The 21,096-nt window shown below is 61.4% G+C and carries 15 protein-coding genes; 2 read left to right on the top strand and 13 right to left on the bottom strand.

Annotation, left to right across the window (positions count from 1 at the left end):
* Positions 1–167: 167 nt before the first annotated feature.
* The 6 genes from recD to CDO35_RS05575 form a co-directional block, all read right to left on the bottom strand.
* Complete coding sequence (gene recD, locus CDO35_RS05550) at positions 168–2,198, bottom strand: exodeoxyribonuclease V subunit alpha (RefSeq protein WP_099522984.1); 2,031 nt, start codon at positions 2,196–2,198, stop codon at positions 168–170.
* Positions 2,195–5,824 carry an exodeoxyribonuclease V subunit beta gene (gene recB, locus CDO35_RS05555; protein WP_099522985.1) on the bottom strand — a complete coding sequence of 1,210 codons (3,630 nt, stop codon included), beginning with the start codon at positions 5,822–5,824 and terminating at the stop codon, positions 2,195–2,197. Before recB ends, recD begins: the two co-directional genes overlap by 4 nt.
* Positions 5,821–9,234, bottom strand: a complete 3,414-nt coding sequence (gene recC, locus CDO35_RS05560; protein WP_099522986.1) for an exodeoxyribonuclease V subunit gamma — start codon at positions 9,232–9,234, stop codon at positions 5,821–5,823. Before recC ends, recB begins: the two co-directional genes overlap by 4 nt.
* 161 nt (positions 9,235–9,395) lie before the next feature.
* Positions 9,396–9,719: a ComEA family DNA-binding protein gene (locus CDO35_RS05565; protein ID WP_099522987.1), complete on the bottom strand. Its 324-nt coding sequence runs from the start codon at positions 9,717–9,719 to the stop codon at positions 9,396–9,398.
* Between the two features lie 364 nt (positions 9,720–10,083).
* Complete coding sequence (locus tag CDO35_RS05570; protein WP_021490517.1) at positions 10,084–10,968, bottom strand: SDR family NAD(P)-dependent oxidoreductase; 885 nt, start codon at positions 10,966–10,968, stop codon at positions 10,084–10,086.
* 72 nt (positions 10,969–11,040) lie between these two features.
* On the bottom strand, positions 11,041–12,174 hold the full coding sequence (locus CDO35_RS05575; protein ID WP_099522988.1) for a Gfo/Idh/MocA family protein: 1,134 nt from the start codon (positions 12,172–12,174) through the stop codon (positions 11,041–11,043).
* Positions 12,175–12,423: 249 nt separating this feature from the next.
* Here CDO35_RS05575 and CDO35_RS05580 point away from each other — a divergent pair, with 249 nt between their 5' ends.
* Positions 12,424–13,263 carry a LysR family transcriptional regulator gene (locus CDO35_RS05580; RefSeq protein ID WP_243699056.1) on the top strand — a complete coding sequence of 280 codons (840 nt, stop codon included), beginning with the start codon at positions 12,424–12,426 and terminating at the stop codon, positions 13,261–13,263.
* Between the two features lie 229 nt (positions 13,264–13,492).
* Here the strand turns inward: CDO35_RS05580 and CDO35_RS05585 are convergent, their stop codons facing one another.
* The 6 genes from CDO35_RS05585 to CDO35_RS05610 form a co-directional block, all read right to left on the bottom strand.
* Entirely contained in the window at positions 13,493–13,720 is a 228-nt protein-coding gene (locus CDO35_RS05585) for a hypothetical protein (RefSeq protein ID WP_079783569.1), read from the bottom strand.
* Positions 13,713–14,975, bottom strand: a complete 1,263-nt coding sequence (locus tag CDO35_RS05590) for an MFS transporter (protein WP_099522990.1) — start codon at positions 14,973–14,975, stop codon at positions 13,713–13,715. The genes CDO35_RS05585 and CDO35_RS05590 overlap by 8 nt, the downstream gene beginning before the upstream one ends.
* 73 nt (positions 14,976–15,048) lie before the next feature.
* Positions 15,049–16,173, bottom strand: a complete 1,125-nt coding sequence (locus CDO35_RS05595; protein WP_099522991.1) for an alkene reductase — start codon at positions 16,171–16,173, stop codon at positions 15,049–15,051.
* A gap of 128 nt (positions 16,174–16,301) precedes the next feature.
* On the bottom strand, positions 16,302–17,756 hold the full coding sequence (locus CDO35_RS05600) for an aldehyde dehydrogenase family protein (protein ID WP_243699051.1): 1,455 nt from the start codon (positions 17,754–17,756) through the stop codon (positions 16,302–16,304).
* 208 nt (positions 17,757–17,964) lie between these two features.
* On the bottom strand, positions 17,965–18,642 hold the full coding sequence (locus CDO35_RS05605; RefSeq protein ID WP_099522993.1) for a type 1 glutamine amidotransferase domain-containing protein: 678 nt from the start codon (positions 18,640–18,642) through the stop codon (positions 17,965–17,967).
* 59 nt (positions 18,643–18,701) lie between these two features.
* Positions 18,702–19,295 (bottom strand): TetR/AcrR family transcriptional regulator, encoded by a 594-nt coding sequence (locus tag CDO35_RS05610; protein ID WP_079783565.1) that lies wholly within the window; start codon positions 19,293–19,295, stop codon positions 18,702–18,704.
* Between the two features lie 172 nt (positions 19,296–19,467).
* Between CDO35_RS05610 and CDO35_RS05615 the strand changes: the two genes are divergently transcribed.
* Positions 19,468–20,418 carry a GlxA family transcriptional regulator gene (locus CDO35_RS05615; protein ID WP_017676611.1) on the top strand — a complete coding sequence of 317 codons (951 nt, stop codon included), beginning with the start codon at positions 19,468–19,470 and terminating at the stop codon, positions 20,416–20,418.
* A gap of 63 nt (positions 20,419–20,481) precedes the next feature.
* Here the strand turns inward: CDO35_RS05615 and CDO35_RS05620 are convergent, their stop codons facing one another.
* Positions 20,482–21,063, bottom strand: a complete 582-nt coding sequence (locus tag CDO35_RS05620) for a TetR/AcrR family transcriptional regulator (protein WP_099522994.1) — start codon at positions 21,061–21,063, stop codon at positions 20,482–20,484.
* Positions 21,064–21,096: the final 33 nt, after the last annotated feature.

Raw genomic sequence — 21,096 nt, forward strand, 5'->3', positions numbered from 1 at the left:
ACCCTGTCGACCGGCGCGCATTCTACACGCCAGATCCAGTTTTGCAAGCCCTTCATTCAACTTAACTTATTGATTAACAAGAAGTTTTTGAAGCGCTTCATCGCTGAAGTGGCGCGCATTCTACATCCAGCAGAATGCGCGTCAAGCTTTAATTGCAGTTTTATTACTCAAAGCGCTTCGAGCGCCTCACGCAGACCGCTACGACGTTCCACACGTCGCTGTACGGCCTGCTCGAAGATACCTGCTCGGCTTTCAATCAAGCTGAACCAGTGGCGGGCACGCGTGATACCCGTATACACCAGCTCCTTGGTCAGCACTGGATTGAGACTATCAGGCAGAATCAGCGCGCAATGAGCGAACTCAGAGCCCTGCGACTTGTGCACGGTCATGGCAAACACGGTCTCCACCGCGCTCAGACGACTCGGCAGGATATGGCGCAAGGCGCCGCTGCCATCATTGCGTGGGAATACCACCCGCAACACCTGGCGCGTGGGTGCGCCCGGAACCTCTGGTGGCTCGGGTAAGCGCAGCGCGATGCCGATATCGCCATTCATCAATCCCAGGCTGTAGTCATTGCGCGTTACGAGCACAGGCCGACCTTCATACCAGCCATGCGCCTGCTCAAGGAGTCCACGCCGGACCAACGCTTCAGCGATACGCTCGTTGAGCGCCTCCACGCCCCATGCACCTTTGCGAACCGCACAAAGCAGCTGGAACTGATCGAATGCCGCCAGCACCTTACCGGCCCAACGATCCCAGGCTTGCGAATCAGCATCGGGAGCGGGACGCTCCATCTGCATCGTCCGCAAATAATGCGCATACCCCTGAGGACGAGGCTCACCACTGCCCTGCCCGTCTATTAAGAATCGCTCCAGCGCACGATCCTGCTCACCAGACAAACGCAATACATGCAGATCGTCCGCACCGGCTGCCAACGTCGCACGAGCCGTCTGCGCATCGCCCTGGTTCACTGCACGCGCCAGACGCCCGATACCCGAGCCACTGCCGAAGCGGCGTGAGTGACGCAGCATGACGATGTGCTGTGCCAGCGCCTTGTCCCCTACGACCAGCGCAGGATCTTCAAGCCGCTGCCCCGTCTGATTTTCCAGCCAGGTGCGCGTCGCCTCGCTATAGCCACCGCTTTCCGCCTCTCGGCACAGATCGCCCAATACCGCACCAGCCTCGACGGACGCGAGCTGATCCTTGTCGCCCAGCAGAATCAGACGCGCATGCGCCGGCAACGCGTCCAACAGGCTGGCCATCATTTCCAGGTCGATCATCGAGGCTTCGTCGACCACCAACACGTCCAGCGGCAACGGATTGGCGGCATCGTGACGAAAATGACGACTGCCAGGACGGCTGCCCAGCAAGCGATGCAGTGTCGTCACCAACGTCGGAATCTGCTCACGCACTCGCTCGTCCAGCGCCAGGGATTGCACTTGCGCACCGATGGATTCGGTCAGGCGCGCGGCAGCCTTGCCGGTGGGTGCAGCCAGGCTCAGGCGCAGCGGTTCACCAGTGGCCATGGCAGCTTCCTGCAACAATGCCAGCAAGCGCACCACCGTGGTCGTTTTGCCGGTTCCAGGCCCCCCGGTGATCAGCGTGAAGCGGCCTTGCGCGGCCATCGCACAAGCCAGCTTCTGCCAGTCGGTCTGGCGCTTGCCGTCCACCACCAGCGCATCAGGAAAGAGTGAAGCCAGGCGCATGGCCAAATCGGACGGCGCTGCGGCACTCGCCTGCAGACGCCGAGCGATGTTGCCGGCTACCTGTCGCTCATAGTTCCAGTAACGCCTCATATATAGACAGGCGCCGCTGAGCACCAACGGCGCCCCCTCGGACTCCAGCAAGGCGCTGCCGGCACAGGCCGCCAGCCAGGACTCCAGGCTTAGCCCCGCCAGCACTTGGGACGGCAGAATCATCGCCTCTTGCGCGTCATCACCTTCCGGCGGCAGGGACAGGGTGAAGTCCGGGTTGGCCAAGGTCGCCGCCAGATCCAGACAGACATGTCCCTGGCCCAATTGGTGACTGGCCAGTGCGGCGCCGAGCAGCAACAGGGGCGAAGCGTCTGGATCCAGTTCAGCGAACAACTGTGCCAACGCTCGATCCAGCTCACGTAGCCAGCCGCGCTCACTCCATATAGAAAGCAAGGCAAAGAGTTCGGCGCGATCACGCAGCGCCGGCGCAAGGGTCGTACTCATGCTGCGCCCTCCTCGGCTTCGCCCATGAACAGTGCGTCCAATCGCTCGATCAGCTCGCGCGGCGGCCGCGCCAGGTAGGCGCCCTGCTGCGGCGCACGCAGGAACAGGAAGAGCGCGCCCCCCACATGCTGGTCATAGTCGTAATCCGGCAGGCGCAGACGCAGTTGCCGGTGCAGCGCCAGCACATAGAGCACGTATTGCAGGTCATAGCGGTGGCTGGCGATGGCCACTTCCATCGCTTCACGGGTGTAGGCGCTATCGTCGCTACCGAGCCAGTTGGACTTGTAATCCGCCACGTAGTAACGCCCCTGATGTTCGAATACCAGATCGATGAAACCTTTGAACATGCCGTTGAGGGTGTCAGCCCGCAGCGGCTGCCTGGCGATACCCGGCAACTCGCACTGCTGCACCCACTGATCCAGCAGCCTGACATCGACCCCACGCGCTTCGAACCAGAACTCCAGCTCGGGCTGATATTGCGTCAGTTGCGCCAGCACCACGGCATCCGTGCCAGTCAGCGGCAGCGGTTGAGTCAGAAACGCCAGCAACCAGTCCAGCAGCGGGTCGATCCAGCTTTCCAGGCCGCGACGCTGGCAGCGCCGCGCCAGTGTTTCGCGAAGTTTCGGAGGATCCTGCGCCAGGATCGCGAAGCCTTCCTGCGCCGCCATTTCCATCAGACCGTGGAGGAAGGTGCCCGGGTTCGGCCCGCGCGGGAAGCGATGCAGCCCCTGGGCGTGTGCCGGCAGTGGCGCCAGGGCCAGCAAAGGATCTTCATCGTCGATGGCGTTCTGCATCGCCGGACTGTCGGGCGCGGCGTCTTCATGGCGACTGACCTGGCTGGGCGCATCCTCGTCCAGGCGCAGCGCACTGTAGGAGGCGATCCACCAATGCTCAGCGGCACGTCGTACTGGCGTACGCCAATGCGGCTCGAACTGCTCATCTTCGATCATGCGATAGCGCTGCTCGCTGGCGGGCGGTACCGGCGCCACGGTGCTTTCCAGACCAACAGCAAAGGGTGCGAGCCAGTTGGCGAGTTCGCCACTGGCGCCCAGCGATACGCCACCACCGAGCAGGTAGCCCAAGGCCGACTCATGCAGACGCGACTTTTTGCCGTTACCGATCTTCAGATCTGCCACGCCCAGCCAGCAGGCATGGCGGGCACGGGTCAGCGCCACGTAAAGCAGGCGCAAATCTTCACCCAGACGCTCACGCTCGGCGCGTTCCAGGCTGTCTTCATCGGCCTTGAGCACCAGTCGGCGGCGCTCGCCGTCGTGGATCTGCAGCGGCTTCTTGTCATCCACCGGGCGGAATGCACAGATGAATGGCAGGAAAACCAGGGGATACTCCAGCCCCTTGGATTTGTGGATGGTCACCACGCGCACCAGTGCTTCGTCACTCTCCAGACGCAGCACCTGCTCATCGGCAGCCTGCACCTCGCCAGCCAGCAGCTCGCTCAAGTGCCGAATCAGCGCCAGCTCGCCATCGAGTTCGGCGGCGGCCTGCTGCAGCAGTTCCGCCAGATGCAACAGATTGGTCAGCACTCGCTCGCCATAGTCACGCCCCATCAGCCGTTGCGGCAGCTCGAAGTCCTGTAGCAACTGACGCAGCATCGGCAGTACGCCCTGGCGCTGCCAGCGCTGACGGTAGTCGCGGAACTGCATGACGCGGCGCTCCCAGGTGCGCTCGTCGAGATTGAGCTGCTCCAGCTCACTCAATGCCAGCCCCAACGTCGCGCTGGCCAGCGCTGCGCGTAGCGGCCGATCCTGATCCGGCTCGGCACAGGCGCGCAACCACAGCAACAGGTCGCGTGCTTCCTGGGCGGCGAACACCGAGTCCTTGTCGGAGAGGTAGACGCTGCGCACGCCACGAGCCGACAGCTCGCCGCGAATGGCCTGTGCCTCGTTGAAGTCGCGCACCAGCACCGCGATGTCGCTGGGTCGCAGAGCACTGAGCGCACCATCCTTGCTAAAGCCGGCCTGCCCGCGCTGGCCCAGATCCAGCAGACGCACGATCTCGCTGGCTGCACCCGCCGCCAAGGCATCCAGATAGGCGCCTTTGGCAACCGGCTCGTCGCTCTCCAATTGCCACACCGTCAGGGCTGGTTGCGCCTGGCCGTCGACACTCCATACTTCGCGTCGACCTTGCGCGCCCACCTCGATAAAAGGCAGATCATCGCGCAGCAGAAACGCACCCTCACCGCCCTCGCGCTGTTCAGCCCGCAGGAAAACGCCATTAACGGCATCGACCATGGCCTGACTGGAGCGGAAGTTCTTTTCCAGATTGTAATGCCGACCGAACGTGGCCCGGCGCGCGCGCAGGTAGGTGTGAATGTCGGCGCCACGGAAGGAATAGATGGCCTGCTTGGGGTCACCGATCATGAACAGGCCGCAGTCGTCGCGATTGGCTTCGACCTCGTAGAGCGTATCGAAGATGCGGTACTGCAGCGGGTCGGTGTCCTGGAATTCATCGATCATTGCCACCGGGAACTGGCGGCGGATCACCTCGGCCAGGCGCGGGCCATTGCTGCCTTGCAGGGCAGCGTCCAAACGCACGAGCATGTCGTCGAAGCCCATCTCCGCGCGCTGGCGTTTCTCCCAGTCGAAGCGCTGGCGAACCCAGGCTGCAGCGTGGCGCAAAGCCGCCTCAGCGGGATCAGGCAACGCATCGAGTTGCGCCTTGAGTACAGCCATGGCATCCAGCGCGGGATGATCAGGCGCCTCGCCCTTCCAGGCTTCGGCCAGGCCGTCGGGGGTCAGGCGAGTGAAGCCTGTGCCCAGGTCGAGACGCGACTCTTCGCCACCAGCCCACTCACGCAACTTGGCCAGCCAGGGGTTGTAGAAGCGCGCCTGGATTTTCTTGCCGTCCACTTGCTTGGCCGCCACAGCTGCATCCAGCAACAGCTGCAGCTCCTCTGCCCAGGCCAGCCAAGGCGACTTGAGCTCGACCAGCGCCTGATCACGCTGCTGCAGCGCGTGATCGAGCAACTCGCCCAACGACTGCGCCGTCCCCTCACTCTCCTCGCCCAGCAAGGGACGCAACCTGACGCCAAGACCATCCGGCGTCCCCCAGACGCTTGCCACCCATTGCAGCGCGACGCCCTGCAGCGGATAGCAGTTCTGCCTCCAATAGTCGCGCACCACCTCGGCCAACAGTTCACTGTGGTCAGTCTCCAGGGTCTGACTGAACAGGCTGCCGCTGTCGAAGGCATGCTCACGCAGCATGCGCTGACACCAGCCGTGAATGGTGGACACGGCGGCCTCGTCCATCCACTGCGCTGCCAACTCCAGGCGGCGGGCGCACTCGTCCCACTGCGTCTGGGCGAAATCACCACGTAGCTCACGCAGCAGGTCATCGCCCTGGGCATCACCGCGAAATACGGTCGCGGCCTCGACTAGACGCGCACGAATTCGATCGCGCAGTTCGCGAGTGGCCGCATCGGTGAAGGTCACCACCAGAATCTGCGGCGGTAGCAGCGCCTCGCGGAACGCGGCGTCGCCGCCATGGCCTAGAATAAGCCGCAGGTAGAGCGCGGAAATGGTAAAGGTCTTGCCTGTACCAGCGCTGGCCTCGATCAAGCGGCTGCCGTGCAGGGGAAACGTCAGGGCCAGTGGGCGCTGTTGGCTCATGCTGCGCCCTCCTCGAGCGCCTGGGGATGACTGTCGAGCAAAGGCAGGTAGAGCTGCTCGCTCCATGCCGGAAACTGACCATCGTCGGTAAGCGCGGCGTAATCCGGGAACTGCCTGGCCAGACTGGCGCTGCCCTGAACTTCACCTGTGAGGTTGTAGCCGCCCTCGTAGACACTGCGGGCCTTGTCCTCGTTGTTGTCCTGCAACCAGGCCAACGAGGTTTTCAGGGCGACCGGCAGAGGTGCCTGCATGCCGGCGCTCCAGGCTTGCAGCCAAGTGCTCAGCACACCGGCTGCCTGCTCAGCAGGTAGGGGCTCGAACGCCAAGCTGCGATCCTCGCCGACCAGCAAGGTGGTCAGCGGTACACCGCAGGCCGACGCGATGACATGCAGCGCATAGGGGCGCAGAAGGCGATGCCATTTCCAACTCTTGTCCTTGTGCAGTGCGCCCGGCAGCAGCTCCAGGCGCGCCAGGCTGCCATCGGCCCTCTGTCGCAGCCCGGCGAGCCAGCCATCGAGCTCAACACCGGCTGCACTGAAGAGCAGACGCTGTGGCGACTCGACCGGGGTCGGCCAGCACAGGCAGAGCCCCTGATAACGCCGCAACTGCGCCGGCAGCGGCTCCAGCAAGGCGTTTCGATACTGTTCGCCAAAACCAGCCAGCGGCAGGACACCACTGCGTTGCAGGCGATCAGCTGCCGCCCTCAGCGCATCGTCGTGGTCCCCGTCGCCTGCTACCGCCGCCTTGAGCAAGGTTTCCTGCAACTGGTAACGCTGCAGACCGTCGAGGGCGAACGGCTCGCTGTCGAGCTGCGCCTGCTCTTGTTCATCGAGAAACACCTTGAGGCGGCGGGTGAAAAAACACTTCACCGGGTCACGCAGGAACGACTGCAACAGTTCGGGCCTGAGCTGTTGCCCCTCTTCCCAGGCCGGCAGGGAGGTAGCGCTCTCGCGCGCCGAGGCCTGGTCATGTAGTTCCGCCCACTCGTGGGCATAACTGAACAGTTGCGCCTCGCCATCGAAGTAACGGCGGCTGAAAGGCTGCAAGGGATGCTCGGTGGTCAGGCCATGCAGAACGTCGCAGCCATCGGCCAGCGTCCAGGCACTACCAAGATGGTCGCGCAACTGACCGACCAACACGGAAGGCGGACGCTCGCTGTTATCACGAATGCTGCGCCCTACCCAACTGATGTAGAGACGATCACGCGCTGCCAGCAGTGCTTCAAGCAGCAGGTAGCGGTCATCTTCGCGGCGCGAGCGGTCACCGGGGCGGTAATCACCAGCCATCAGGTCGAAATCCAGCGGCGCCTGACTGCGCGGATAGTCGCCATCGTTCATGCCCAGCAGGCAGACCTGACGGAACGGAATCGCACGCATCGGCATCAGGGTGCAGAAATTAACCGCCCCGGCGAGAAAGCGCTGACTCAGCCGCCCCTGATCGAGCCCGCCGAGCCAGGCTTCGCGCACCACTGGCAGAGTCAGCGCTTCGTCCAGCGTCGCAGCCTCACACAGCTCCAGCCAGGCATCCAGCGCATCGAGCAACTGAGTCGTGAGCACGTCTTCGCGGTCGTTTTGTGGCAGGAAGAAATCGTCGAGCACGCTGCGCAAGCGTTCGCCCCACTGCCCCGGCGTGGCCGGCTCACGCATTTGTTGCAGGTGGCGGTCGAGGCTTTCCAACAGCCGCGTTACCGGGCCGATCAACGCAGCATCGAGCCCGCCGATCTCGTCGTAAGGTTCAATACCGGCAAAGGCGTCGGCCGAGCCCACTGCGTAGCCCAGCAGCATGCGCCGCAAGCCGAAACGCCAGGTGTTCTGCTCCAGGTTCTCACCCAGGCCCAGCGATTGCCGCTGAGTCGCGTCCAGCCCCCAGCGCACACCGGCACCCTCCAGCCAGCGGCGCAGCGTCGGCAGCTGATCCTCGGCGATGGCGAAGCGTTGACGCAACGCGGCGACATCCAGCAGATCAAGAATCTCGCTGACGCTGAAGCGGCTGTCCGGCAGACGCAGCAAATGCTCCAGCGCGATGATCATTGGCTCCTTACCGCGCAGCCCCTGGTCGGCCAGGGTGAAGGGAATGAAGCGCGGGTCGTCGCTGGCGAACTGGCCGAACACGGCCTGGATATGCGGTGCGTAGGCATTGACGTCCGGCACCATGACGATCACGTCGCGCGGCCTTAGCGTGGCGTCCTCGCTGAAACTGGCCAGCAACTGATCGTGGAGAATTTCCACTTCGCGCTGAGCACTGTGGGCGATGTGAAAACGCAACGAATGATCACGTTTCGGGTCGACCGGCGGCCAGGTGCTACGCGTTTCCGCCAGCGGACGCAGGTCGAGGATGTCGTTCTGCAACTGGCCAAGCAGGCAGCTCTCACTGGCCGGGCTGAACAGGTCGATGCGTTCGAACTGCTCACGGTAACGCTGCGGCTCGTCGTACTGATCCAGCAGGTTGATGTAGTCACGCCCCTGCTTGCCCCAGGCAGCGAGCAGCGGCTGCCCGTGCTGGTGCATGTCCTCCTTCTCGAACAGACCGATCTGGGCGCTTGGTTTGCCCTTGCGCTGCTGACGGCGGTATTCGTGGCGCAGCAGATCCTTGTCTTCGACGATATCGCCCCAGTGGTGCTGACAGGGGTTGTGCACGTAGAGCATGACCTGGCTGAAACGCGCCATGGCCGCCAGCGCTTCCAGCACCTGGGCCGGCAATGAGGAAATACCGAAAACGGTGATGCGCCGGGGCAGTCCGGACGGCGCTGCATCCAGTTCGCCCATTCGAGCGACGAAACGCGGATGCACGCCGGCGCGGCTCTCGGCCAGATGCTGCTCGCCAACGTCCGCGAGCAAGGCGCGCCACAGCGCGGGTTGCCAACGGGAGTCGCCCTCCAGCACCCTTTCGCCGCCGCGCGAGGTGCGCAGGCGATCCTGCCCCGCCGCCCAGTCAGCCAGCCAGTCGGCGCGGTAGACCTGGTACTGGTCGAACAGATCGGCCAGGCGCTCGGCCAGTTGGTGGCGCTTGCGCAGATCCTGGTCATCGGCGAGAAAGCGGCGCAAGGGCGCAAACGCCTCCTCGGCCAGCAGGCCCGGCAACAGGCGCATCAGGCGCCAGGTCAGCGGCGCCTTATCCAGGGGCGACTGCTGTGGAATCGCGTCCTTGCCTAAGACGTTGCGGTACGCCTGCCAGAGAAAACGCGCCGGCAGGTCAACGTCCAGCGCCGCCGCGATGCCACAGCCGTCACGCTCGGCCAACGCCAGCTTGAGCCACTGGGCGATGCCGTTGCTCTGCACCAGCAGTACCTCATTCTCCAGCGGCCGCAATGGATAGCGCCGCATCCACTGCACCGCCAGCGCACGCAGCTCTTCGAGGTGATTGCCGTGAATGACGATAAGGCCGGGGGACAGCTCCGGGCTGGCGGGCATCGACTGACTCCTGTCGAAAATCGAAGCGCAAGTTTGCCAGCATTTGACGACAAGGTGCGTCATCAACGGCTATGTCACAAGCGACCTGAAGCATTTGAGAGCGATCCAAAACGAAAAGGCCGGTCAACGACCGGCCTTGGTGGTAACGACAGCTACAGGCGTCAATCAACCATGAGTTTGTCGCGATTCTTATCCAGAGTCGCCTCACCGATACCTTTGACCTCAAGCAACTCGTCAACCGAAGCGAAGTTACCGTGAGCCTCACGATAAGCCACGATTGCCTGCGCCTTGGTTGCTCCGATACCCGCCAACTCGCGCTGGAGAGTCTCGGCATCAGCGGTATTCAGATTAACGGTGACCGCCTGGGCAACCTGCACAGAGGCCGACTTGGCTGGTTCGGTCTTCGAGGTTTCTACTGCCGAAGCAGCGAGGGAGAGGGAGGTGAGAACGGCGAATAGCACGGAGGAAAGGTAGATTTTCATCATTTTAACGTTCCTTGTAAGTGAGTAAGACGAGCACGTTAGGCTCGTTCTTGAACCTAGACGCTATTTCCTCACTGTCAAATCGTAGTGGACAGCTCCAGCTTTTCTAATCCTCATGAACATGCGGATGGATGGCTGGAGCGAGCTTATGACGGCACAGTCCGCTTGAGCATGTTCGAGTCCAATGGACACACCCTTGATGCTCTGGTGCTCATCGCTCCAGCACTTGGTACCGCACGCCAAAATGAGTTTCCACCCAGCTCAAAACCCTCAAGTCCTCGCTCACGTGACTTACTCGCCGATTTCATTATCAATACCAGCCGAAACGGGGGCGGCGGTGAATCGACTTCTGCTGCCCCTCATTTCTTTACGCATTGAAGCCCGCATCCACTGTGATTACAGACCCAGTCATGAAGCTGGCGGCCGGACTCGCCAGGAAGGTGACGGCGGCGGCGATATCAGCTGGCGTGCCATAGCGTCCCAGTGCGGTGAACTGTCGATTGATGTCCGCCCAGGGGCCATTCGCCGGATTCTGATCGGTGTCGATCGGCCCAGGTTGTACCAGGTTGACAGTGATCCCCTGTGGGCCAAGATCGCGGGCAAGCCCTCGCGTCAATGCCAGCATTGCGGACTTCGTCATCGAGTACACGGTCAACCCGGGAAAAGGCACGCGTTCGGCAACGCAGGAGCCAATAGTGATGATGCGCGCGCCCCGCTTCAGATGAGGCAGGGCTGCCTGGGAAGCGAGCACGGCGGCTCGCGTGTTTACGTGTAGCAGCGCATCTATGTCTTCGAGGCTCATCTCCGCAAATGTGCCGTCTCTGGAGATGCCCACGTTGTTGACAAGAACATCCAGCCCACCAAGACCGCCGATCGTCTCTTCGACCGACCGCCGTACCGCAGCAGGGTCCGCACTGTCGGCTCGAATGGCGACGGCACGCCGACCTTTGGCTTCGATCATGCGAACCACTTCGGCGGCACGTTCCGGCGAGTTCAAAAAGGTGATCGCGACATCGGCGCCTCTGTCAGCCAGCGCGAGAGCAATACCTGCACCGATCCCGCGCGAGGCCCCCGTCACCAAGGCGCGCTTGCCCTGCAACTCCGCTGCTCGTGCAGCGCCATTCTGCTCTCCGGCAATATCGGTTTGTTTCGCAGCCGCAGCTAAGCTGGGGAGCGTGGCGGCGGCAACGCCTGCTGCTGCCGTCATCAACATGCTGCGTCTACTGATACTGGTCAGGGGGATCTCGCTCATGAAAGTCTCCTCGCTTGTGGTCGTTTCGTCGGTTGATCGTCTGTTGCCGAATAGGGGCGCAAGATAGGGTCGTTATCGAACTGCTGCCGCACGCTCCAAGCACAGGGCGTTCGGGACCAGCTGTCTTTGCCCTGTCACGGCGGCACGCTCGACCGCTGCGATCAGTTGGCTGCTGTGCAATGCGTGGGCGAAACCTGGGGTGTGGTACGTGCCCATCCTGAGGTCGCGTGCAAGACTTGCGTAAACCTCGCCCACATTGATTGCTGCGCCGGCCCAAAACTCGTCGGCCGTCGGGCTGTTCCCCGTTGCGACGGGGATGTCGGGCAATGCAAACGGCACACTTGCCGAAAGAGTCAGGTCCCCAACCTGGACGCCTGCCAGGTGATGGCCGCGCAGCATGAGCGTGCCTTTCGATCCGCGGACCTCCATCACGAACTGCGGGTCGTTTTCAATGCCTGCGAGGACCTGCACGGACACCGAAGCGCCCTGGCTCGTTTCGCCGATCAGGTCCAGGTGATCGGCAATTTCACGGTGAGATGTTTCGCCGGTATCGACCACACTGACGGTCGGCCAGATGAGTTTTGTCCGCGCATCGACCTCAGTGATGGGGCCTAGTACAGCCTCGACCACGTCGAGCACATGCGCGACCGTGATGGTCAGAAAGCTCGCCCCGGATGCGGCCTTGTTGAAATAGTCGTAGTTGCTAAGCGTGGTCGGGCCGTAGCCGAATGTGGTGGCTTTCACGTCCGCCGAGAGCAATGTTCCGAGCTTGCCCGACGCGATAATCTCGATGGCGCGCCTTACAGAAGGGTTCAACCGACCCTGCAGTCCGATCGCGGTATGCAGCGATCCCGTGGCCGCGGCCATTTCTTCAGTCTCTGCCAACGTCGCGCCCAGCGGGGCTTCGCAATACACGGCTTTGCCAGCCTTCAGAGCTGCCAGAACCAGGTCCCTATGCGCCGGTACTTTCACCGCAACGGTGACAATATCGATGCTGTCGTCGCAGATGAGATCGTACGGGTTCGCGTACCAGCGTTCGGCACCGAAGGCATCGGCGGCCGCCTTGGCACTTTCTTCCTTGCGGGTAGCGACAGCCGCAAGTTTCAGTCCTGGTTGCGCCTGGATGGCGGGAATGTGGGAGGCGCCGGCCCAACTGGCCCGAATATCAGCGCCGATGATGCCGATGCGCAGAGGCATGTTTGCCATGGCATGTTCCTTCCTGTGAGAAGAGGGATGGAGACGTGAGCGGTACACGTCGGCGCACGTTGGTGTACGCAGTTGCTTGCTCGATGGAAATGACGTTACGCCGACGATTGATCTTGAAAAAGAGCCAAAAACCCACATCAGTGTTAAGTATTTATTTACAATACGTGCATGACTCCATCACTGCTCCCCTCGCTTGCGTGGTTTGCCCACATAGCCCAGCACCGCAGCTTTTCGCGTGCAGCAGAGGCCATGGGGGTTTCGCGCGCGGCGCTATCGCAAAACCTCAAGGCTTTGGAGCAGGAGCTAGGGGTGAGGTTGATAAACCGCACCACACGACACATGTCCCTGACCGAAGCGGGACAGCAATTGTTCGACACCCTGCGGCCCAGTCTTGGCGAGATCGAATCTGCCATTCGTAATCTTGGCGACGCACTAGGGGTACCCTCCGGCCTAATCCGGATCAACACATCACGCCTGGCCGCCAAGGCCCTGATCGAACCGCATCTGACAGAGTTTTACGCGCGCTTCCCGAAGGTGGCACTCGAACTGGTCATGGCAGATGGTCTGTCGAATATCATCGCCGACGGATGCGACGCAGGCATACGACTGGGGCAGGCGCTGGCTGAGCATGTGGTCGCCGTACCGATCAGCCCGCCTCTATCCATGGCGGTTGTGGCATCCCCGGCCTATCTCGAACGGTATGGCACCCCGAAGACACCCGCGGATCTGGCCACGCACAACTGCATCAACTATCGGTTCGCGGGCAGCGGTGCATTGCATGACTGGGACTTCACCGAGCCCGGCAAGAACGGAGGCCACTTCACTCAAGCGGTAACCGGAAGCCTGACCGTCAACGACGATGGCTGCATGACTCGGGCTGCCCTTCAGGGACTTGGGCTGATGCAGATCGTCGACATTGCCATCCAGCGACCACTGGCAGAGGGTCGCCTGGTGCGCGTCCTGCACGATTGGACCTATCACCATGCTGCCTTCTGCCTGTACGTATCCTCACGGGAACAAATGCCCGCCAAGATGCGTGCATTGATCGACTTTCTGGTAGAGAAACGAGGGGAGGCTCTACCCTGGTAGACGCTGATTTCTCTGAGAGAGATGTCGGCCTGGAATGACGCACCCACCCAGTTCAATAACCTCAAGCCAAGGCTTACAGGTGCTGATCTTTTGATAGCGGCCCAGCAGCTACTGGCGCTGCCCCCTCGGAAAGACGGCTCAACGCCGACTGCATCACGAAGAACAGCCCCCGAGCGCGCACCGCGAATAGCCTGTCTCAGTTGCCTGACGTCGTATCCGCAAGGTCGCCTCAGCCGGCAGCTCCAGCGATTGACCCGAATATCCAGCGATTGCTACCTGTTCGCTCAATGATTTGCGCATCGACTGCTTCGAACAAGGCCAGAGTCACCGGCGCATCGACAAAGTCGACATGAAAGACAAAGGCGCTTGCTCCTGCTTGCCAGATAGCAGCAACGACCTCATCGCCCCCCGCCTTGATCGAGTTGCAGGTCAAATCTGCAATCAAAACATCAACCACAGCAACACTCTTTCAGCCTGCGATTACGGTAAGGCTGCAAGAACGGGGTCACCATCAACATCAGCACCCCTACTGCCACCAGCAGCCACAAGGCCGACTGGAAGTGGCCCGCGCTATCGCGCAGATATCCCATGAGCAACGGACCGGCAGCGCCGACCAGATAACTCTGCAACATCACAAAAGCAGTCCAGGCGCCAGCCTCCTCAGGAGTCGAAGCATTGTCCAGCGGCAAGGTCATGCCCAGGGTGAAGGCACCTCCGGTGCCAAAAGCGGCAATCGCGGCAGTCACCAGCGGCATGGCATCAGGCGCAACGGCCATCGCCAGGCTGCCCAGCAAGACGATACTGGAGCTCGCGGCAAGCAACAGACGTCGATCATCGCTGCGGCTGAGCAAGCCAAACACCGGGTTGGCCAGCATGAACCCCAGGGTATAACTGGCCAGGATCAAGCCAGCCGAACTGGCGCTCTCGCCACGCTCGATATACATCGGTGCCAGCCAGGCAATCAGGGCGTAGAACACCAGGTTGTTGCAGGAGAAGAACAGTGCGATCAGCCAGGCCGTGGGATTGCGTAGCGGCATCCTGGGCATCTGGGTCGAAGAGGTAGAGACCGGCGTTCTCAGGCTCCGGTGCTCAATGCCCACCCAGGCCATGATCGCCAACAGTGCCGGCAGTACCCAGAAACCGCCCGCCCAACGCCAATCACCAATCCACTGATCGATCGGCCCGGTCGCCACCGCAGCGACCGTGCTACCCAAGCCGATGGCCGTTGCATAAATGCCCATGAACAGCGCGATACGATTCGGCGAGCGCGCCTTCACGTAACTGGAAAACAGCGTGCCGGCGACCGCGATACCGGCCCCGACTGCCGCAGTACTGGCGAACAACTGCCCTATGGAGCCAGCCAGCGCACGCAAGATGATCGCGACGCCCAGCACGATCAGCGCCAACAGGATGATCCGGTCACGCCCAAATCGATGCGCCAGCCAGGGTGCGGGCAATGCCAGCAATCCCATCAGCAAGGTAGGAATCGCGGTCAGCAGCGAGGCCTGGGTGTGAGTCAATCCCAACTCGTCGATGATGGTGGTCAGCAATGGTCCCATGGAAACGATGCCCGGGCGCAGCGTGAGCGCGACGAGCAGGATACACAGGACCACCGCTGCGACTGACGGAGCACGGACGTCGCTGCCAGCTAAGGCCGGATACGCCAGACCAGGCGTAACATCGCGTTTGATCGGTACGGATTTGACAGACATGACGAAGACTTCCTACGCAGTGAGCAGCTAGTCCTCGGCACTCTCGTCGAGGACTAGTCGCCAGATGTGAACCTCAGCCCGAGTAACTCGGGTAGTCCGTCAGGCCCTTCTCCGCGCCCCCATAGACAGTGGCAGGATCCAGCGGGTTGAGCGGCCAGCCATTGGCGATGCGTGCAGGCAGATCGGGGTTGGCGATGAAGGGACGACCGAATGCGATCAGGTCGGCGAGCCCGGCCTCGATCAGCCGCTCACCACGCTCGGCGGTATAACGACCAGCGTAGAGAATCTTCCCGCTGAAGCTCGTGCGTACGTCGCGGCGGAAGCTCTCGGGCAGATCCGGTGCGTTGTCCCAGTCCGCCTCGGCGATCGACACATAGGCCACACCTGCTGCCTCCAGCACCTTGATTGCTTCGATATAGGTGGTGTGCGGGTCCTCTTCGACCAGACCGATGTACACCCGGTCCTGATCGGTGCCGGTGAACAATGGGGTGAAGCGCACACCAAGGCGATCTGCGCCTACGGCAGCGGCCACGGCGTCTACGATCTCGCGCAGGAAGCGCAGACGGTTCTCCAGCGAGCCACCGTAAGCATCATCGCGCTGGTTGGAATGTGCGGAGATGAACTGGTTGACCAGATAACCGTTGGCTGCGTGAATTTCCACGCCATCGAAACCGGCGTCGATGGCATTGCGTGCCGCCTGGGCGTACTGCCCGACCAGGTCGCGGATTTCAGCCAGTTCCAGTGCGCGAGGAAGCGACGGCTGCACCAACTCGCCGACACCAGGGCCGGTCTGAATGAACGCCTTGACCTTCTGCGCCTGAATGGCGGATGGCGCCACGGGCGCCTGCCCGTCAGGCTGAAGCGCGTTATGGGAAACGCGACCGACGTGCCAGAGCTGAGCGAAGATCACACCACCTTCGGCATGCACCGCTTCGGTCACCTTGCGCCAGCCATCGATCTGAGCCTGGCTGTAGATACCGGGCGTCCAGGCGTAGCCTTGGCCACGCGATTCGATCTGGGTGCCCTCACTGACCATGAAACCGGCACCGGCCCGTTGGCGGTAATAAGTGGCCATCAGATCAGTCGCGATATCGCCTGGCTGGGCGCTACGCTGGCGAGTCAACGGCGGCAGCACGATGCGGTTCTTGAGAGTGATACGCCCCATGTCGATGGGGGTAAACAGAGCAGCATGTTTCATGATTTCTATCCTGTTGTTCAGGCGACTGCAGTTATCGACAGGCGCACGGGCGCGAATGGACGCACCTGGCGCCCAATGGGCTTGATGAGTGGGAGTGCGGCCCCTCTGCTCGAGAGGCCGCTCAGGCGTTACTTCTTGATCAACACGGTTTTCGGGTTGGTGAACAGCAGGCGCCCCTCATGGCCGTGCTCAGTGCCGATACCCGATTGCTTGTGGCCACCGAAAGGAATATCGATGCCCTGAGTGTGGATCTCGTTGACCCAGACCATCCCGGTTTCCAGGCGATTGGCCACGGCCACCGCTGCCTGGGTATCACGCCCCCAGACCGAACCACCCAGGCCGAATGGGCTGTCGTTCGCGCGGGCGACGACATCGTCGACGTCGTCGTAGGCGATGATCGGCACGATCGGCCCGAACTGCTCCTGCTGCACGATCATCGAATTCTCTGGCGGGTTGTCGACCACGGTTACCGGGATGAAATAGCCAGGGCGGCTCTCGTCTACCTCACCGCCCAATACCACCTTGTAGCCGTTGGCCTTGATGTCATCCAGGAAGCTACGAACCTTGTCGTACTGCATCTTGTTCTGCACGGGGCCGACGGTGACGTTCGGGTCGAGACCGTCACCCATAATCTGCTGCTGCGCATACTCGACGAACGCTGCCACGAACTCTTTGCGATAACTGCTGTGCACGTAGAGGCGCTTGATACCCACGCACCATTGCCCCGAGTTACCGACGGCACCCCAATACAGTTGCGGGATGATCGCTTGCCAGTCGGCATCAGGCATGACGATTGCCGCGTCGTTGCCGCCCATCTCCATGGTCAGCCGCTTGACGGTGCCTGCAGCCGAACGGATGACATGCTTGCCGGTCTCGGTGGAGCCGGTGAAGCTGATCTTGGCGATATCCGGGTGAGCGGTCATTTGCGGGCCCAGTTCATTGCCACCTGAAACCACTGAAAGCACACCAGCAGGCAGCACGGACTGAGCAATCTGCCCAAAGCGCAAGGTGGTGAGGGGTGTGAATGGCGACGGTTTGATGACCATGGTGTTGCCGGTGATCAGCGCGGGCGCCACTTTCCACAGTGCCAGCAGCACCGGGAAATTCCACGGCGTGATCGCGCCGACCACACCCAGCGGCGTGTGATGCAGCTCCACGATGTGGCTATCGTTCTCCTCGACGATCTCCACCGGAATACGCCGCGCAGCAATCTGGCGAATCCACGAGATCGCCTGGTCGACTTCCGGTTCGGCCATGGTTTTCAGCGGCTTGCCTTGTTCCAAGGTCAGCAAGCGAGCCAGTTCATCGCGGTGCTCCAAAAGCGCATCGGCATAGGCATCCAGATAGCGCTGGCGCTGGTCGTAGCTCAAGACCGACCAGGTCTTGAACGCATCCTTGGCAGCAGCGATCGCCGCCTCCAGTTGCTCAGGTGAACCCGACGGAGCCTTGGCGAATACCTGGCCAGTCGCCGGATTGAACACATCGAAATGCGCATCGGTGGCGACCAACTCACCCGCGATGGACAGGTAGTACGGGCCGTCGAAGACGCTGCTGGAGCGGGAATCTTTCATGACAGTAGACATAAGCCTATCTCCTTGAATCCAAATGAAAATCTATTGATCTCAATGATCAAGACAACTTTTTTCAGGCAGCAGAAATCCCGTCACCCAAAAGGCGACTGCTGCTGCAGTGTGGTTATGCGGTAGCGTGCGCGAAGGCGCTCAGAGCGGGCGCACAGTGCGCCCGCTCATTACTTGCACGGGTTCGTCTGAACCCTGCAGATTGCCCGTATCAAGCCAGCAGTTTGAGCAAGGCGTTGGCAGCGGACTCGGAACTGGCGGGGTTCTGACCAGTGACCAAGCGCCCGTCGACGACAGTGAACGGCTGCCAGTCGCCGGCTTTCTCATAGTGTGCGCCCAGTGCCTGGAACTCGTCCTCGATGAGGAAAGGCACCACGTCAGTCAGTTCTACAGCGGCTTCTTCGCTGTTGGTGAAGCCAGTCACCCGACGCCCCTGGACCAGCGGCTCGCCATTCGCAGCCTTGACGTGGCGAAGCACGCCAGGGGCATGGCAGACGAAGCCGATTGGCTTACCGGCGCGCTCGAAGCTCTCGATCAGGGCGATGGATGTATCCGACTCTGCCAGATCCCACAGAGGGCCATGCCCGCCTGGGTAGAACACCGTGTCGAAATCCTCAGCCTTCACCTCACTGAGTCTTACCGTGCTGGCCAGGGCTTGCTGCGCGGCCGAATCAGCAGCGAAACGATGGGTCGCTTCGGTCTGGAAATCCGGCAGATCACTCTTGGGGTCCAGAGGGGGTTGGCCACCTGCCGGCGAGGCCAGCACGACGTCGGCGCCGGCGTCCTTGAAGACGTAGTAAGGGGCGGCGAACTCTTCCAGCCAGAAACCGGTTTTCTTGCCGGTGTTACCCAGCTTGTCATGGGATGTCAGTACCATCAGAACTTTCATGATCATTACCTCGTATTGAGCATTGCATTGGTTTCGACCGACCTATGCCGGTCATGGGTTCACTTGTTATCGAGAAGGTGCTGCGTCTGCAGCAGAGCCTCTTCGAACGAATCGGTCGTGCGGGTGATCTTGGTCATCACACTGGCCCCCAACCACAGGGCATAGAGCCTCAGTGCCAACTGAGCGGGCGTAGCAACGATGGTGACCGTGCCCTCCTCCACACCTCTGCTGATCGCAGCCTCCAGCCGCTCGACGATCTGCGCGGTACCGCGCTGAAGTGCCAATCGCATCGGTTCGGAAAGATCGGCGACTTCAGCGCCCAACTTGACGGCCAGGCATTTACCGCACTCGACCTGACTGGTCTGGTTGGAGATCCACAGTTGCCAGTAACGCATCAGCGCGTCGTGGGCGCTGGTTGCCGAGTCCTGAAAAATACGATCCATGTCAGCGAAATAGGTCTCGAAGTAGTGCTCCAGCAGCGCCGTGCCGAACGCGTCCTTCGAAGCGAAGTAGTGGTAGAAGGACCCCTTCGGCACACCCGCGGCATTCAGCACCTCGTTCAGCCCAACGGCAGAGAAACCTTTGCGGGCGATGATCGATTGAGCGGCGTCGAAAATACGCTGCCGGGTCTGGTTGCTGTCAGTGGTTGTCATGGCTATCCGTCTCAGTAGACCAGTCGTCTAGTTCGTTGGGGCCATGTTAGGAATCGCCACCGACAGCAGCAATGTCATATCCGCAAGGATTTAGGACATGTACGGTAAGCCGATTGCGCAAACCAACTGGCCCTCCGACAATCGGTAAATGCCCGCAGAAAGGACGTGATCGATGCATACCGTGGCGTTGGTGGTTTACCCGCAATTCCAAGCGCTGAGCCTGTCGGTCGGTTCCGTATTCGAGTGCGCCAACCTTCTGCATGGCGAGCCGGTCTACGGATTCACCCTGGTATCGGAGACAGGTGGACCCGTGCTGTCGTCTCAGGGCTTCTCGGTCAATACCGAGGCTCTCGGCCTGGCTGGCTATGACACCATCATCGTCAGCGGCTACCTGGAATTGGGTGAACCCAGTCCCGAACTGCTGACTTGCCTGTCCAGCGCCAGCTCGCAATCGCGGCGTATTGCATCACTGTGCACAGGTGTATTCGTACTCGCCGAAGCCGGCCTATTGGAGGGCAAACGGGTCACGACTCATTGGTTGCACGTACCCGAGTTCAAGAAACGTCACCCCACCGTCAGAATCGATGATGATCGACTGTTCGTGGTCGACGGGCAGATCTGGACGGGTGCAGGCATGAGTGCCGGAGTGGATCTTGCCCTGGCCATGGTCGAGAACGACCTGGGCCCTGACCTGGCCCGCCGCGTAGCTCGCAAACTGGTCATCGCCCAGCGCAGAGGCGCCGAGCAATCACAGCTTTCGGCGCTGCTGGAGATAGACCCGAAATCCGACCGCGTGCAACTGGCAATGGCCTATGCGCGCGAAAACCTGCGCAGCGATCTGTCGGTCGAAGCTCTGGCAGATGTCGCGCGACTGAGCCCTCGCCAGTTCAGCCGGGTGTTTCGCGAGGAAACCGGAAAAACTCCAGCGAAAGCAGTCGAAAGACTGCGAGTAGAGGCCGCACGCGTGATGATGGAGACGAGCCGTCACCCCGTAGAAGTGATTGCTCGCGAGACCGGTTTTGGCGATCGAGAACGCATGCGCCAGGCGTTTCTGCGTGCCTATGGCAAGCCACCGCAGTTGATGCGAGACGAGCTGTACAAAACGGCTAACGAGACTGGCTGAACACGCCGATTGGATCGTTCACCAACAGATATACCTGAGCTTGCTGCTGCAACCGCAATTCTTTCAGTAGCGCTCATTGCTCGTGGAAGCGTGAGCAGGAATGAGGCCTGACTCTCGATAGCTGTCGATCAGCTCGTCGAACAGTTTCAGGTCGACGCGGGTTCGTGCAATCAGTTGAGCACCGGCAACCGCAGCGTAAATGGCGCCTGCGCGGCGCTCGACATCTTCCAGCCCTGCCTCAACTAATACCTGCGTCAGCCACTCCACGTTGATGTCTGCAAACGCCTTGACCTCTCGCTCGACTTCTTCCGGCAGGTCTTCGTATTCCGCAGCCATGAAGCTGGCGAGGCAAAGTCTATTGCCGTTCTCCAACGATCTCCGAAAGAGCGACGGGTATGCACGCAAACAGCCGAGCGGGTCGGGATTCGACTCGCGTATCGATCGCAAGGCTTCGGCGGTTTCTCGCCAATAGCGTTCTGCGACTGCGGCACCAAGGTCGGCCTTGCTCGCAAAGTGGTAGTAGATACTGGCGTTCTTCACGCCTACGGCTTCACCGATGCTACGGAAATTGATACCGCTGTATCCATGCAACTGAGCCGCCGTTGTCGCAGCAGCCAGGATGGCTTCTCGAGCATTGCCAGTCACGATCAATTCCTCACACCTTCGATAGACCTTGGC

Origin of the sequence: Pseudomonas sediminis, from assembly GCF_002741105.1 — a bacterium.
GTDB classification, from domain to species: domain Bacteria; phylum Pseudomonadota; class Gammaproteobacteria; order Pseudomonadales; family Pseudomonadaceae; genus Aquipseudomonas; species Aquipseudomonas sediminis.

Excerpts from the sequence above, each read along its gene's own strand:
- CDO35_RS05580 (WP_243699056.1), top strand. The coding sequence starts at position 12,424 with ATGGGGGTTTCGCGCGCGGCGCTATCGCAAAACCTCAAGGCTTTGGAG.
- CDO35_RS05610 (WP_079783565.1), bottom strand. The coding sequence starts at position 19,295 with ATGACAACCACTGACAGCAACCAGACCCGGCAGCGTATTTTCGACGCC.
- CDO35_RS05605 (WP_099522993.1), bottom strand. The coding sequence starts at position 18,642 with ATGAAAGTTCTGATGGTACTGACATCCCATGACAAGCTGGGTAACACC.
- CDO35_RS05615 (WP_017676611.1), top strand. The coding sequence starts at position 19,468 with ATGCATACCGTGGCGTTGGTGGTTTACCCGCAATTCCAAGCGCTGAGC.
- recB (WP_099522985.1), bottom strand. The coding sequence starts at position 5,824 with ATGAGCCAACAGCGCCCACTGGCCCTGACGTTTCCCCTGCACGGCAGC.
- CDO35_RS05590 (WP_099522990.1), bottom strand. The coding sequence starts at position 14,975 with ATGTCTGTCAAATCCGTACCGATCAAACGCGATGTTACGCCTGGTCTG.
- CDO35_RS05570 (WP_021490517.1), bottom strand. The coding sequence starts at position 10,968 with ATGAGCGAGATCCCCCTGACCAGTATCAGTAGACGCAGCATGTTGATG.
- CDO35_RS05565 (WP_099522987.1), bottom strand. The coding sequence starts at position 9,719 with ATGATGAAAATCTACCTTTCCTCCGTGCTATTCGCCGTTCTCACCTCC.
- CDO35_RS05575 (WP_099522988.1), bottom strand. The coding sequence starts at position 12,174 with ATGGCAAACATGCCTCTGCGCATCGGCATCATCGGCGCTGATATTCGG.
- recC (WP_099522986.1), bottom strand. The coding sequence starts at position 9,234 with ATGCCCGCCAGCCCGGAGCTGTCCCCCGGCCTTATCGTCATTCACGGC.
- CDO35_RS05600 (WP_243699051.1), bottom strand. The coding sequence starts at position 17,756 with ATGTCTACTGTCATGAAAGATTCCCGCTCCAGCAGCGTCTTCGACGGC.
- CDO35_RS05595 (WP_099522991.1), bottom strand. The coding sequence starts at position 16,173 with ATGAAACATGCTGCTCTGTTTACCCCCATCGACATGGGGCGTATCACT.
- recD (WP_099522984.1), bottom strand. The coding sequence starts at position 2,198 with ATGAGTACGACCCTTGCGCCGGCGCTGCGTGATCGCGCCGAACTCTTT.